This is a genomic window from Nocardia sp. NPDC050799 (genome assembly GCF_040654015.1).
In the GTDB taxonomy this organism is placed as follows: domain Bacteria; phylum Actinomycetota; class Actinomycetes; order Mycobacteriales; family Mycobacteriaceae; genus Nocardia.
Genome location: NZ_JBFAHF010000009.1, coordinates 45700 through 58910, shown reverse-complemented (window position 1 = coordinate 58910; position 13211 = coordinate 45700). Strand labels below are relative to the sequence as shown.

At 67.9% G+C, this 13211-nt stretch carries 14 protein-coding genes; 5 read left to right on the top strand and 9 right to left on the bottom strand.

Features of this window, described 5'->3' with window-relative positions; all coding sequences use genetic code 11:
• Positions 1-25 precede the first annotated feature (25 nt).
• Positions 26-964, bottom strand: a complete 939-nt coding sequence (locus AB0H42_RS11675) for a M56 family metallopeptidase (RefSeq protein ID WP_357053537.1) — start codon at positions 962-964, stop codon at positions 26-28.
• Between the two features lie 52 nt (positions 965-1016).
• Positions 1017-1394 (bottom strand): BlaI/MecI/CopY family transcriptional regulator, encoded by a 378-nt coding sequence (locus AB0H42_RS11670; protein ID WP_030520519.1) that lies wholly within the window; start codon positions 1392-1394, stop codon positions 1017-1019.
• A gap of 268 nt (positions 1395-1662) precedes the next feature.
• Between AB0H42_RS11670 and AB0H42_RS11665 the strand changes: the two genes are divergently transcribed.
• Both AB0H42_RS11665 and AB0H42_RS11660 read left to right on the top strand, forming a co-directional pair.
• Positions 1663-2370: a hypothetical protein gene (locus tag AB0H42_RS11665; protein WP_357053534.1), complete on the top strand. Its 708-nt coding sequence runs from the start codon at positions 1663-1665 to the stop codon at positions 2368-2370.
• Between the two features lie 219 nt (positions 2371-2589).
• Positions 2590-3003 carry a PaaI family thioesterase gene (locus tag AB0H42_RS11660; protein ID WP_357053937.1) on the top strand — a complete coding sequence of 138 codons (414 nt, stop codon included), beginning with the start codon at positions 2590-2592 and terminating at the stop codon, positions 3001-3003.
• 77 nt (positions 3004-3080) lie between these two features.
• Here the strand turns inward: AB0H42_RS11660 and AB0H42_RS11655 are convergent, their stop codons facing one another.
• Positions 3081-3845 carry an SDR family oxidoreductase gene (locus AB0H42_RS11655; RefSeq protein ID WP_357053531.1) on the bottom strand — a complete coding sequence of 255 codons (765 nt, stop codon included), beginning with the start codon at positions 3843-3845 and terminating at the stop codon, positions 3081-3083.
• A 193-nt stretch (positions 3846-4038) separates the two neighbouring features.
• Between AB0H42_RS11655 and AB0H42_RS11650 the strand changes: the two genes are divergently transcribed.
• Positions 4039-5670 carry an ABC-F family ATP-binding cassette domain-containing protein gene (locus tag AB0H42_RS11650; RefSeq protein WP_357053528.1) on the top strand — a complete coding sequence of 544 codons (1632 nt, stop codon included), beginning with the start codon at positions 4039-4041 and terminating at the stop codon, positions 5668-5670.
• 82 nt (positions 5671-5752) lie between these two features.
• A complete protein-coding gene (locus tag AB0H42_RS11645; protein ID WP_030520514.1) occupies positions 5753-5986 on the top strand; it encodes a helix-turn-helix domain-containing protein in 234 nt (77 codons plus the stop codon).
• A gap of 82 nt (positions 5987-6068) precedes the next feature.
• Here AB0H42_RS11645 and AB0H42_RS11640 read toward each other — a convergent pair whose 3' ends face one another.
• The 4 genes from AB0H42_RS11640 to AB0H42_RS11625 form a co-directional block, all read right to left on the bottom strand.
• Positions 6069-7031: a hypothetical protein gene (locus tag AB0H42_RS11640; RefSeq protein ID WP_357053526.1), complete on the bottom strand. Its 963-nt coding sequence runs from the start codon at positions 7029-7031 to the stop codon at positions 6069-6071.
• 12 nt (positions 7032-7043) lie between these two features.
• Positions 7044-7484, bottom strand: coding sequence for a hypothetical protein (locus AB0H42_RS11635; protein ID WP_357053523.1), 441 nt, complete (start codon positions 7482-7484; stop codon positions 7044-7046).
• Between the two features lie 202 nt (positions 7485-7686).
• Positions 7687-8103: an acyl-CoA thioesterase gene (locus AB0H42_RS11630; RefSeq protein WP_357053520.1), complete on the bottom strand. Its 417-nt coding sequence runs from the start codon at positions 8101-8103 to the stop codon at positions 7687-7689.
• A 39-nt stretch (positions 8104-8142) separates the two neighbouring features.
• Complete coding sequence (locus AB0H42_RS11625; protein WP_357053934.1) at positions 8143-8565, bottom strand: cupin domain-containing protein; 423 nt, start codon at positions 8563-8565, stop codon at positions 8143-8145.
• A 145-nt stretch (positions 8566-8710) separates the two neighbouring features.
• Between AB0H42_RS11625 and AB0H42_RS11620 the strand changes: the two genes are divergently transcribed.
• Positions 8711-9217: a MarR family transcriptional regulator gene (locus AB0H42_RS11620; RefSeq protein WP_357053517.1), complete on the top strand. Its 507-nt coding sequence runs from the start codon at positions 8711-8713 to the stop codon at positions 9215-9217.
• Between the two features lie 26 nt (positions 9218-9243).
• On the opposite strand, the gene AB0H42_RS11615 is transcribed toward AB0H42_RS11620, so the two are convergent.
• Together AB0H42_RS11615 and acnA are read right to left on the bottom strand one after the other, a co-directional pair.
• Entirely contained in the window at positions 9244-9810 is a 567-nt protein-coding gene (locus tag AB0H42_RS11615; protein WP_355233729.1) for a helix-turn-helix domain-containing protein, read from the bottom strand.
• 254 nt (positions 9811-10064) lie between these two features.
• Positions 10065-12869, bottom strand: coding sequence for an aconitate hydratase AcnA (gene acnA, locus AB0H42_RS11610; RefSeq protein WP_357053513.1), 2805 nt, complete (start codon positions 12867-12869; stop codon positions 10065-10067).
• Positions 12870-13211: the final 342 nt, after the last annotated feature.

Here is a 13211-nt window from a genome sequence, read left to right as displayed (position 1 = left end):
GCTTCCGGTCTCCGGCGGGAGGCGATCAGGCACGGAACAACCGGCTCAGCTCGACCAGCCAGGGAATCGCGACGGCCAGGGTCGGTACCACCAGGATGGCGATCGAGGCGAGATAGGCGGCACCGGCGATCCGGAGATCACCCAGCGGGCCGGCCAGGCGCTGGATACGGATCAGCGTGCTCGGCCCGCCCACCGCGAGCGCACCCTGTGGCGCGGTCGATTTCGAGCAGGCCACCAGGGCCCGGGCCAGTGGTTTCGGACCGGTGACCTTGACCGCGGAATCGTCGGCGAGCAGCTCGATGAGCAATTTCACCGAATCCAGCGCGGATTTACTCCGGACGAACCGCGGGAAGGCCTCGTGCGCGGCGGTGAACGCCTCCAGCACCAGATCATGGCGTGCCCGCAGATGCGACCGCTCGTGGCTGAGGATGGCGGTGAGCTCCTGCTCGGTGAGGTTGTCGAGGGTGCCCGCGCTGACCACCACCCGCCGCCGCAGCCCCGGCAGGCAGTAGGCGATCGGTTCGGTGGACGACAGCACCCGGATATCGGCGGCGCGCCGGAACGGGCCGCTCTGGTCGAGCAGATCGACCAGCATACGGTGGTGGGCGCGGCGGCGCCGGGTGTGTACCCCCACCCGGATCGAGGCGTAGACGAGCCGGGCGCCGACCAGCAGCGTGAGCATGAACACCGACACATAGGCCAGCCACAGGGGCAGGCCCAGCGCATCGATCTCATCGGTGGGTTTGGTGGTGGGGCGGCCGTCCGGCCCGGGGACCAGCAGTTCGGCGGCGATGGCGAGCCCGGAACTGAACGCGCTGAGCACAGCGGCCAGCGCGATCGCCTGCCAGAGCACGAGGGCGGCGCGTGGGACGCGATAGGTCCAGGTCGCCCGGCTGAGTGATTCCGGGACGGGACCGGCGAGAAGCAAGGCAAGTACGGCGAAGGCCGGTGCTGCTGCGTTCATCGACTCTGCTCACTGCGTTGTGGGGCCAGGGTCCGAGGTCGTTGCGGCGCGGCTATCGGTCCTCGGTTGCTTCGAGCTTAGCGAGTGCGTCCCGTAGGGCGGCGGCCTCGTCCTTGCCGACCTGCTCCACGAAGTGCACCAGGGCCGCGGCCCGGCTACCGGCCTCGTCGGCCTGCTGCAGTGCGTCCATCATGAGACCGGCCACCAGCTCGTCGCGGGTGTGTACCGGAGCGTACCGGTGGGCGCGGTCGTCGCGCCGCTGTACCACCAGATTCTTCTTCGCGAGACGCTGCAGCACGGTCATCACCGTGGTGTACGCGAGTTCGCGGCGCGCCGACAGGGCCTCGTGCACCTGCCGGACCGTTTGTGGTTCATCGGCCGACCACAGTTGGTCCATAACCGCTTTCTCGAGTTCACCAAGTCCAGCCATCTTCTGAGTTTACGACGCCAACGACGCTGTGCCGTACTACAGGGCGTCGTAACCGCGTGGGAATTGTCATAAGCCGTCGAACACCGGAAATGCCGGGTCCGTGGTGGAGGGGGTTGGCGCGCCCGGCGGCCGCGGCGCACACCGGGCGGGCCGGGGGTGTCACGGATCCGTTACTTCCTTCCCGGAGGGAAATACTTGCTAGGTCTGGTAAGGCTAACCTATCTTTCGATCAGGTCGTAACTGCGACGCCGATCTCGAGGAGGTTCGAATGTCCGAACTCGCCACTGTGCGCATCCCCCGTCCGTACGAGGCGGCATTCGGGTCGGCATGTTCCCGGTTACGGTCCCTGCAGCCGGAGCATCCCCGCGTCTATGCCGCCGCGGCCATGGCCGAACAGGGCAAACGGCGCTGGTGGGCGCTGTCCACGGGCCTGCGTGAGGGCCGGATCGACCTGATGTACCGACGGCATGCCGCGGAGATGATCAGTGCGACCGCCGCCTCGGAGGTGGTGGCCACCGCACTCATCCATGCCGTGCTCGGCCGGGTCGCCGCGTTATGGGTCGCCGACGGCCGAGCCTGGGACCCCGGGCTGGAGAATGTATGGATCCACACCGACAACGACGGCGGTATCGACTGGACGGGCCTGACCGACACCACCGTCCGGGTGGTGGCCGGCGACCCATTGGAGGGCTCGCCCGGGGTGGTCTCCCTGCCATGCGAGCGGGCGATGTGGGTGTGGCTCGCCTATCGCTGCGAACCTTCGCTGCTGCTGATCCAGGGAGCGCTCGCGCGGTGTGCGGGGCTGAGCCCGCGCCGGTTCTGGGCCCTGGTGGCCGAATCCGTTTCCGGGGCCACCACTTACGTTCCGGATCTGGCCCGGACCGATCCCGTGGCGGGTGCGCGCCGGGGGCAGGGGCTGCTGATGGCGCTGGAGGAGCGCGGAATGGCGATCCGGCGCGCCCAACGTGTTGCCTAGTAAGGTAAGCCTGCCCTATAGTGAAAGACGGCGTACGGATCGCGCGAGAGTCCCGAGGGCTGCGGTGACCCCCGATCCAATGCCTGCGGCGGACTCCATCTTCGAGGTGGGGTCCGCCGCTCTCTTTCCACCGCTCGACCACCGGCCCGTGCTCCCCGCCGCGGACCCACATGCGATCGTGGAACCATGACCGAACAGCAGACCCGCCCCCCGATGTCGATGGCCGATCTCAGCGCCGAACAACTCAACGAGATCAACAAGGGGACCTTCGCGGATTTGATGGGTCTGCACGTGACCGAGCTCGGACCCGACCGCGTCCGCGGGGAATGGACTGTCACGCCGCAGCTGCACCAGCCGGCCGGTATCCAGAACGGCGGGGTGCTGTGCACCGTGGTGGAAACCCTGGCCAGCACCGGCGGCGCCGCCTGGTACGGCGAGCGCGGCGTGGTGGTCGGGGTCAACAACAACACCGATTTCCTGCGTGCGGTGCGCGACGGGAAACTGACCGCCGAGGCCACGCCGCTGCACCGGGGCGGTCTGCAGCAGCTGTGGCAGGTGGTGGTCACCGACGAGGACGGGCGGCTGGTCGCACGCGGCCAGGTCCGGTTGCAGAACCTGCCCCATCGTTCCTGAACACGGACCGGCCCAGGGCCGGTGGAATACCGAGGGCCGGGGCAGTGTCCACACTGCCCCGGCCCTCGTCGATCGATTCAGATACCGCCGGTCGACAGCAGCCCGCCGTCGACCCGCACCGTCTCGCCCGTGATCCACGCCGCCTGATCAGAGGTTAGGAACGCGATCAGCCGCGCCACGTCCTCCGGCGAACCGAGCCGCTTCATCGGGTACACCTGCGCGGCGGCCTCCTCGTCCGCCGAGTACAGCGCGTCGGCGAAACTGGTCTTCACCACGCCGGGCGCCACCGCGTTGACCCGGATCTTCGGGCCCAGCTGCCAGGCCAGCTCCTCGGTGAGCCGGATCAGCGCGGCCTTGGAGGCGCCATACGCCGCGATGACACCGGTGGAGCGGATACCGGCCACACTGGCCACGTTCACCACGGCGCCGCCGTGCTCGCCCATCCACGCCTTGTACGCCTGCTGGATGTAGCCGAGCGCGGCCACGACATTCACGTCGAAGATCTTGCGCACCGCGTCCAGATCGGCTTCCATCAGCGCGCCGTACACCGGGTTGATCCCGGTGTTGTTGATCAGGATGTCCAGCGACCCGAACTCCGCGACCGCGCGCTGCACCGCGGCGGCACGTGCCTCGTCGTCGCCGGCGTTACCGGCCAGGGCGACGACCTCGCCCTGGTGCCCCAGCGCCCGCAGTTCGGCGGCCGCCTTCTCCAGTGGGTCGGCCTTGCGCGCGGTGATCAGCACATTCGCGCCCCGGCTCAGCAGCTCGGCGGCCACCGCGTAGCCGATACCGCGGCTGGCTCCGGAGACCAGTGCGCTCTTGCCCAACAGATCGGTGCTCATAGCCGGGCACGTTACCGTGCTCACCTGTGACCCCGGCGGGCGCGGATCACCCCGGCCGCCGGGGACGGGGCAGTGTCGTGGTCCGGGTAAAATCGGTGGTTCCGTGTCCGGAGACATCCGATGATCGGTGGATGGGCCCACTGTCGGGCGCCCCGGGCCGCTGCCCCCAACCCGTGTTTCCTAGGAGATATCTGTGATCACCGCGACCGACCTCGAGGTCCGGGCCGGCGTCCGTACCCTGCTGACCGCGCCCGGACCGGCGCTGCGGGTACAGGCCGGCGACCGGATCGGCCTGGTCGGGCGGAACGGCGCCGGTAAGACCACCACGCTGCGCGTCCTCGCCGGAGAAGGCGAACCGTACGCCGGGACGATCATGCGGTCCAGCGATATCGGTTACCTCCCGCAGGATCCGCGCGAGGGAAATCTCGACGTCCTGGCCCGCGACCGGGTCCTCTCGGCGCGCGGGCTGGACGCGCTGATCCGCGATATGGAGAAGCAGCAGGCACTGATGGCCGAACTGGCCGACGAAACCGAACGCGAACGCGCCGTCCGGAAATACGGCCGGTTGGAGGACCGTTTCTCCGCGCTCGGTGGTTATGTGGCCGAGAGCGAGGCCGCGCGGATCTGCAACAGCCTCGGCCTGCCGGATCGGGTGCTGGACCAGGCGCTGCGTACGCTCTCCGGCGGTCAGCGGCGGCGAATCGAACTGGCGCGCATCCTGTTCGCCGCCTCCGACGGCAGCGGCGGCCGATCCGACACCACCCTGCTGCTCGACGAACCCACCAACCACCTCGATGCCGATTCCATCACCTGGTTGCGCGGCTTCCTGCAGAACCACGACGGTGGCCTGATCGTGATCAGCCACGACGTCGATCTGCTCGCCGACGTGGTCAACAAGGTCTGGTTCCTGGACGCGGTGCGCGGCGAGGCCGATATCTACAACATGGGCTGGCAGAAGTACCTCGACGCCCGCGCTACCGACGAACAGCGCCGCCGTCGCGAGCGGGCCAATGCCGAGAAGAAGGCGTCGGCGCTGCGCGCCCAGGCCGCGAAACTCGGCGCCAAGGCGACCAAAGCCGTTGCCGCGCAGAACATGGCCAAACGCGCCGATCGGCTGATGGCGGAACTGGACGAAATCCGCGTGGCCGACAAGGTTGCCCGGATCAAGTTCCCCGAACCGGCCGCCTGCGGGAAAACGCCGCTGATGGCGGAGAATCTCACCAAGGTCTACGGCTCGCTGGAGATCTTCACCGGTGTGGACCTGGCCATCGACCGCGGCAGTCGCGTGGTGGTGCTCGGCCTCAACGGCGCGGGCAAGACCACACTGCTGCGGCTGCTGGCGGGCACCGAGGAACCCACCGCCGGGGGACTCGTGCCCGGTCACGGCCTCAAGGTGGGGTACTTCGCGCAGGAACACGACACACTCGACGATACGGCCACGGTCTGGGAGAACATCCGGCACGCGGCGCCGGACGCGGGCGAACAGGAGCTACGCGGCCTGCTCGGTGCCTTCATGTTCACCGGCCCGCAACTGGAGCAGCCCGCCGGGACGCTGTCGGGTGGCGAGAAGACCCGGCTCGCGCTGGCCGGCCTGGTCTCCTCGGCGGCCAATGTGCTGCTGCTCGACGAACCCACCAACAACCTGGACCCCGTCTCGCGCGAACAGGTCCTCGACGCGCTGCGCACCTATGCGGGCGCGGTGGTGCTGGTGACCCACGATCCGGGCGCAGCCGAGGCCCTGAACCCGGAACGGGTGATCTTGCTGCCGGACGGCACCGAGGACCACTGGTCGGCCGAGTACCTGGAATTGATTCAGCTCGCGTGAGTTTCATCACAAGAACTCATTGCCGGATGGTCGCCGAATGCTTAGCCTGAGAGTGACGCTGCTCGGCGACTCGGAGGAAGCCATGGGCGACAGGCCGGTACAGAGCAAGAGCACATTGGGCAAGGGCACCCGGGTCACGGGTAAGTCACGGGATCGCCTGCAAACCCAGTTGAAGAAGCAATACGAGGCGGGGGCGAGTATCCGGTCGCTGGCACGTGCGACCGGCCGCTCCTACGGGTTCATCCACAATGTGCTGACGGAGTCGCATGTGCAGCTCCGCAGCCGCGGCGGTGCGAACCGCCGTAAATCCCGCTAGCCGCATCGTATCCGCAGGCCCCGCCGCCGGGACGATACGCCCGGTGGTGAGTGGCCGCGTGTGGATCGGTCGGTTGCGGTAGTCACCAGCCGGATACGGCGCCGTCTCCGTACACCAGGAGGTTGGCGAGACTGGTGAAGATCGGCAGCCCGGTCTTGATCTCGAGATAGGCGAACTGCCCCTGCGGGTTGACCTCGAGGAAGTAGTACTCGCCGTCGAGGCCCACCCGGAGATCCAGGACGCCGAAACTCAGCCCCAGCGTGCCCATCAGCGTCGCCAGCGATTTGCTGACGGCGGCCGGCAGCAGGGTCGGAACGAAATCGACCGAGGTGTCCAGCCGGGAGTCCACGCGTCCGGCTCCGGCCCGGGAATCGATGCGCACCGCCCACTCCTGCCCGTCCACCCACACCACCCGCATATCGCATTCCGGATCGATATAGCGCTGGAAGGTGGTGGGCGCCCAGCGGATACTGCCGAGCCGGTCCAGATCGGCGGTCCCGACCAGCCGGGTTTCGGAGAATTCGGCGCGGGAGGTGCCCGTACGTTTGAAAACCACGCGGCTGCCGCAGGTTTCGACGAATTCGCGGGCTTCGTCCGGATCGTTGGTGACCAGTGTGTCCGGGACCGCGCAACCGGCCCGCCGCGCGGTATCGAGTTGCACGATCTTGCGATGGGCGATCCGGTCGTTGCCCGGATCGTTGATCCACTGGGCGCCCAGCGACCACAGCAGGCCCTGGACGAAAGCGTCGCATTCGGCCTGGCGGTACGCGTTGTCGTCGGCGCGCACCCCGGCCGGTACCGAGCTCGGGTGCGGTCGCCGCCACCAGACCGATCCGACCTCGTCCAGACCGGCCAGTCCTGCCAGCGACCGTTCGACCCCGGCCGCCCCGAGCCGGAAACTGCCCGGCTCGCGCGGGAAATCGCGCAGATCCAATCGGAGCGGCGTCATCGCGTGCTGTTCGCGCAGGGTCGCCACCATGGCCGCGGCGTGCAGATCGTCGGCCTCGGAGACGATGAGGACCCCGCGGGCCTCCAGGGTGCTCATCGCGCCCGCCGTTCAGTCGAAGCTGTCGCTGTGGACGCCGTCGTCGCTGGTGTTGCGCGACCTGGTCTGGGCGCAGGTGAATGTCGCGGGGAATTCCGGTGTGCCGGCGAGCTCGAGTCGCCGGGCCCAGGATTCGGTGAGATGGCGCAGCTGCCGGTCGCCGAAGGCCTCGGACGGCGGCGCCGCCAGGGTCATCGGCCGCTCCGCCACCTCGATACGCAGACGGCGGGTGAAATCGGCCGTGACGCCGGGCCGGATGTCCACGTGCACGTGCCGGCCGGTGGCCTGCTCGTCGACGAACCGGATCGCCAGGACATCGTCGCGACAGAAAGTCCACGTCCCGTCTGCAACCCGAACTCGGATCTCCCGGTCGGATTCGCCGACCAGGACTCCGGTGAGAGTGGCGAACGTACCGCGTTCGGGGGTCTCGAGGAGGTGGAGGGCATCGGTCATCTGGATTCTCCGATCTTGCCGGCGGTGTGCCACGACCCGAGCGCGTCCGGATCATAACGCCGCGCGGCGGCCGCGGAAGCCGATATCGCCGGATTTCCGCTGTTCGGATACCTGATCTTGCGTCCGCAGATTGTTCTGCGGCGGAGGCTGTCCGGTAGCTGTGCCGGCCGGGGGCCCTGTGCCGTCGTGGCGGCCCCGGTAATCAGAGTCCGAGCATGTCCGGATGCGTGGCCAATTCACGGAACCGACCGGGCGGATCGGCGACCAACCGACGAGCGTCCAGATCCAGCAGGCCGCCGATCACCGATACCTCGGCCGAGAGGACGCCGTCGGTGCGGATCATCTCCTGCCGGATGCGATAGGTCTTCCCGCTGCCCCATTCGAATGCGCAGGTGACCCGGAAGTCGTCCCCGCCGCGCAGCTCCCGCCGGTACTTGATGGTGCTCTCCAGAACCACCGGACCCACCCGTGCCGCCACCAGTTTGTCCGCCTGCAGGCCCGCGGCGAGCAGGAACTCCCAGCGGGCGTGTTCGGCGTACTGGAGGTAGACCGCCTGATTGACATGGCCTTGGACATCGAGTTCGTAGCCGCGGACGGTTACGGGGACGGAGAAGGTCATAGCGGTGCGAACCCGCCGCGCGGCACGGTTGTTCCCGGTTCAGCGCCGCTGGGCGTTGCGCTCCTGCCACCATCGGGGCGCGTCGACGAAGTTGTTGTCGTATTGGTCCTGGGACGCGGCGAGTTCGTCGAGGGTGGCCTCGCCCCGAGCGATCCGCTCGAGCAGCCGGAAGTAACCGAAACGCTGGACGCCGGGCATGAGGGCGATCAGGATGCGCGCCCCGCTGTCGGGGGTGGCGCCGAAGGCGTGGGTGGTCGTCTTCGGTACGACGGCCGTGCCGCCCGCGCCGAGGGTGAGGATACGGTCCCCGGCCATCAGCTGGAGTTCGCCGTCGGCGACGTAGAAGAGTTCGTCGGACAGGGTGTGGAAATGCGGTGCCGCGCCGTCGGCGCCGCGGTCCATGGTGACCTCCAGGGTGCTCACCGTGCCATGGGCCTGTTCGGCGTCGATGAGCAGCCGCATGGTGACCGATTCGGTGCGCAGCGTCTCGGCGTCGCCGGGCTGCCGGATCGCGGTGGGTTTCGGCGTGGTGGGCATGGATTCTCCTCATGATTCGCTGCCATATAGTTAACGATCTAACTATATGGCAGCGAATAGAATCTTGTCCATGACCGAATCCGGATTCGATGCGATCGACGCGATCGAACGACAGTGGCGGCGGGAACGCCCCGACCTCGACTTGGCGGCGATGGTGGTGTTCGGCCGCCTCGGGCGGCTCGCCGCGGTCGCCGAACGCGCGATCGAGGCGGTTTTCTTCGCCCACGGCCTGCGGCGCGGCGAATTCGACGTCCTGGCGGCGCTGCGGCGATCCGGTGCGCCCTTCGAACTCAACCCGTCCGCGCTGGCCGACGCCCTGATGCTGTCGCGGGCGGGCATGACGGGCCGACTCGACCGGCTGGAGTCGGCGGGTTACGTGCGGCGGATCGCGGACGCGGAGGACCGCCGGGCGGTCCGCGTCGCGCTCACGGGCCCGGGCCGGGAACTGGTCGATACGGTGGTCACCGAGCACACCGCGAACGAGACGCGGATGCTGTCGGCACTGACCGCGGCCGAACGCGGCGAACTGGACCGGATCGCGGGCAAACTGCTCATCGCACTGGAATACGGGGACTGAGCGGGCCCGGTCCCGCTCCGGCACGCTCAGGGGCGGCGGCGTACCGAAGCCTCCACGAGATCCAGGACCGCAGTGAGGTTTTCGTTGGTGTGGCCCGAGGCGATCCGGGCGATGAGCCCGTCCAGCACCAGATCGAGATAGCCCAGCAGGACATCGGTGGGCACATCGTCGCGCAGGGCACCGGCCGCCTTACGCCGCTCCAGGCGGGCCAGTGTGGCCGCGGTCAGCTCCGCCGAACGCTGCGTCCAGCCGGCGCGAAACTCCGGGTCGGTCCGCAGCCGCCGGGCGATCTCGAGCCGGGTGCCCAGCCAGTTGTACTCCTGCGGGTCGGCGAGCATATCCCGCATCACCTGCACCAGACCCTGATTGGCCGCCACCTCGGCCATGCGCTCGGCATCCGCCTGGGCGAGGGCGAAGAAGAGCGCGTCCTTGTCGCGGAAATGATGGAAGATCGCACCGCGGGACAGGCCGATGGCATCTTCCAGGCGACGGACGGTGGCGCCGTCGTACCCGAACTCGGCGAAGCAGCGGCGGGCGCCGTCGAGTATCTGTGAACGCCGGGCAGCCAGATGATCGTCGCTGACCTTGGGCATCGTGCTCCTTCAACGGATATACGAACCCCGCGCGGCGGATTCACCGCGCGGGGCCATCAGATTACGAGCGAACGAACAAATGACGTGCCGACGCCTCGCCCCGGTCGGGAGCGGAGTCCTACGAGCTGCGCCGGTCTCGTCGGTGTGGACCCGTGGCGGATGCGCCGCAGGCGCGAGACCCGGGTCCGTACCGACGAGAGCTCGGGGGCGCGACCCCGCGCCGCCGGAAGGCGGCGCCGTGTAACACAGCGTGATCAGGACCTGATCATGTTCCGCAGGACATACTGCAGAATGCCGCCGTTGCGGTAGTAATCGGCTTCACCGGGGGTGTCGATCCGGACCACCGCGTCGAACTCGATCGTCGAGCCGTCGTCCTTGGTCGCGGTGACGTGCACGGTGGACGGTGTGGTGCCCGCGTTGAGCTCCTCGATACCCGCGATATCGAAGACCTCGGTACCCGTGAGACCCAGCGACTTCGCCGATTCGCCCGGCGGGAACTGCAGCGGGATCACGCCCATGCCGATCAGGTTCGAGCGGTGGATACGCTCGAACGATTCCACGATCACAGCACGCACACCCAGCAGCCGGGTGCCCTTGGCGGCCCAGTCGCGGGAGGAGCCGGAACCGTACTCTTTACCACCCAGCACGACCAGCGGGATACCGGCCTTCTGGTAGTTCTGCGAGGCGTCGTAGATGAACGCCTGCGGCGCGCCCTCCTGGGTGAAGTCGCGGGTGTAACCGCCCGAGACGTCGTCGAGGAGCTGGTTGCGCAGCCGGATGTTGGCGAAGGTGCCGCGGATCATCACCTCGTGGTTACCGCGCCGCGAGCCCAGGGAGTTGTAGTCCTTGCGCGCCACGCCGTGCGAGTCGAGGTAATCGGCCGCCGGGGTGCCCGGCTTGATGGCGCCGGCCGGGGAGATGTGGTCGGTGGTGACCGAATCGCCCAGCAGGGCCAGCACCCGCGCGCCCTTGATATCGGTGACCGGCTCCGGCTCCATGCCCATACCGTCGAAGTAGGGCGCCTTGCGGACGTAGGTGGAGTCGTCGCTCCACACGAAGGTGTTGCCCTCCGGGGTGGGCAGGCTGCGCCACCGCTCGTCGCCCTTGAAGACATCGGCGTAGGACTTGGTGAACATCTCCTGGTTGATCGCCGACTTGATGGTGTCGTCGATCTCCTGGGCCGAGGGCCAGATGTCCTTCAGGAACACCGGGTTGCCCTGCTGATCCTTGCCCAGCGGGTCGTGTTCGAAATCGAAGTCCATGGTGCCCGCGAGCGCGTAGGCGATGACCAGCGGCGGCGAGGCCAAATAGTTCATCTTCACATCGGGGGAGATGCGGCCCTCGAAGTTGCGGTTACCCGACAGCACCGCGGTGACGGTGAGGTCGTTGTCGTTGACCGCCTGGGAGATCTCCTCCGGCAGCGGACCGGTGTTGCCGATGCAGGTGGTGCAACCGTAACCGCCCAGGTAGAAGCCGAGCTTCTCCAGGTACGGCCATAGGCCGGCCTTTTCGTAGTAATCGGTGACGACCTGCGAGCCGGGGGCCATATTGGTCTTGACCCACGGCTTGCTGGACAGGCCCTTCTCGACCGCGTTACGGGCCAGCAGGGCGGCGCCGATCATGACCGACGGGTTCGAGGTGTTGGTGCACGAGGTGATACCCGCGACCGCCACCGCGCCGTGGTCCAGGATGAACTCGCCGCGCTCCTCGGAGACCACGCGCACCGGCTTGGTCGGCCGGCCGTTGGCGTTGAGTGCCGCGGACTGCACATCAACGGCGCCGTCGTCGGCGAAGGAAAGGCTGACCGGATCGGAGGCCGGGAACGACTCCTCGACCGCCTCGTCCAGCTGCGAATGCGGCGTCGGTTGCTGATCCTGGACGTAATTGTGGATGTCCTTGCGGAACGCGATCTTCGACTCGTCCAGCGCGATACGGTCCTGCGGGCGCTTGGGACCGGCGATGGAGGGCACCACCGTGCTCAGGTCGAGCTCGAGGTACTCCGAGTAGGTGGGCTCTGTGGCCGGATCGTGCCACATGCCCTGTTCCTTGGCATAGGCCTCGACGAGCGCCAGCTGCTCGTCGGTGCGGCCGGTCAAACGCAGGTAGTTGATGGTTTCCTCGTCGATCGGGAAGATCGCCGCGGTGGAGCCGAACTCGGGGCTCATATTGCCCAGGGTGGCGCGGTTGGCCAGCGGGACCTCGGCGACGCCTTGACCGTAGAACTCGACGAATTTGCCGACCACACCGTGCTTGCGCAGCATATCGGTGACGGTGAGCACCACGTCGGTGGCGGTGACGCCCGGCTTGATCTCACCGGTGAGCTTGAAGCCCACCACGCGCGGGATCAGCATGGACACCGGCTGGCCCAGCATGGCGGCCTCGGCCTCGATACCGCCGACACCCCAGCCCAGCACACCCAGGCCGTTGACCATGGTGGTGTGCGAGTCGGTACCGACGCAGGTGTCCGGGTAGGCCTGGCCGTTGCGGACCATGACGGTACGGGCCAGGTACTCGATGTTCACCTGGTGCACGATGCCGGTGCCCGGGGGGACGACCTTGAAATCGTCGAACGCGCCCTGGCCCCAGCGCAGGAACTGGTAGCGCTCGCCGTTGCGCTCGTATTCGAGTTCGACATTGCGCTCGAAGGCGTCGGCGCGCCCGAAGACGTCGAGGATGAGTGAGTGGTCGATGACCATCTCGGCGGGCGAGAGCGGGTTGACCTTCTCCGGGTCACCGCCGAGGGCCGAGACCGCCTCGCGCATGGTGGCGAGGTCGACCACGCAGGGTACGCCGGTGAAGTCCTGCATCACCACGCGGGCCGGGGTGAACTGGATCTCGATACTGGGCTGGGCGTTGGGGTCCCAGTCCGCCAGCGCGCGGATATGGTCGGCGGTGATGTTCGTGCCGTCCTCGGTGCGCAGCAGGTTCTCGGCGAGAACTTTCAGTGCGTACGGGAGTTTCTCGGTGCCGGGTACGGCCGAGAGCCGGAAGATCTCGTAGGAGTTGCTTCCGACCTCGAGGTTGCCCTTGGCGCCGAAAGTATCGATACTTTTCGTCACGTCAGCTCCACTTGTCGGGTGTGCGGACGCCGTCGGCGGGGCTGTGCCGGCGGCGGTACGTCTCTGGCATGAGGTGCCGGCCCGGGAAGGCGCCGGTTCCCCGCGGTTCCCAACCCTAACAGTACGCTTGTCCTATGAAAATCGCGGGGCGGTATGTCGAGGCGGTCGGGCGGCGCGCCCGCCGTCGGGCGTGCCGGGTGTCGGGTAACCGCTCACGCGTCGCGTAATCTGCTCTCGAGCTGGTCCGAGTTAGCCGGGCGGTACCACGGGTACCCCGGCTGTTCGTGCCAGTAGCGGAATCCCCGTCGCGTCGTCGGACGATGCGGCTCGACAGACCGGATG

Excerpts from the sequence above, each read along its gene's own strand:
- AB0H42_RS11675 (WP_357053537.1), bottom strand. The coding sequence starts at position 964 with ATGAACGCAGCAGCACCGGCCTTCGCCGTACTTGCCTTGCTTCTCGCC.
- AB0H42_RS11670 (WP_030520519.1), bottom strand. The coding sequence starts at position 1,394 with ATGGCTGGACTTGGTGAACTCGAGAAAGCGGTTATGGACCAACTGTGG.
- AB0H42_RS11665 (WP_357053534.1), top strand. The coding sequence starts at position 1,663 with ATGTCCGAACTCGCCACTGTGCGCATCCCCCGTCCGTACGAGGCGGCA.
- AB0H42_RS11660 (WP_357053937.1), top strand. The coding sequence starts at position 2,590 with ATGGCCGATCTCAGCGCCGAACAACTCAACGAGATCAACAAGGGGACC.
- AB0H42_RS11655 (WP_357053531.1), bottom strand. The coding sequence starts at position 3,845 with ATGAGCACCGATCTGTTGGGCAAGAGCGCACTGGTCTCCGGAGCCAGC.
- AB0H42_RS11645 (WP_030520514.1), top strand. The coding sequence starts at position 5,753 with ATGGGCGACAGGCCGGTACAGAGCAAGAGCACATTGGGCAAGGGCACC.
- AB0H42_RS11640 (WP_357053526.1), bottom strand. The coding sequence starts at position 7,031 with ATGAGCACCCTGGAGGCCCGCGGGGTCCTCATCGTCTCCGAGGCCGAC.
- AB0H42_RS11635 (WP_357053523.1), bottom strand. The coding sequence starts at position 7,484 with ATGACCGATGCCCTCCACCTCCTCGAGACCCCCGAACGCGGTACGTTC.
- AB0H42_RS11630 (WP_357053520.1), bottom strand. The coding sequence starts at position 8,103 with ATGACCTTCTCCGTCCCCGTAACCGTCCGCGGCTACGAACTCGATGTC.
- AB0H42_RS11625 (WP_357053934.1), bottom strand. The coding sequence starts at position 8,565 with ATGCGGCTGCTCATCGACGCCGAACAGGCCCATGGCACGGTGAGCACC.
- AB0H42_RS11620 (WP_357053517.1), top strand. The coding sequence starts at position 8,711 with ATGACCGAATCCGGATTCGATGCGATCGACGCGATCGAACGACAGTGG.
- AB0H42_RS11615 (WP_355233729.1), bottom strand. The coding sequence starts at position 9,810 with ATGCCCAAGGTCAGCGACGATCATCTGGCTGCCCGGCGTTCACAGATA.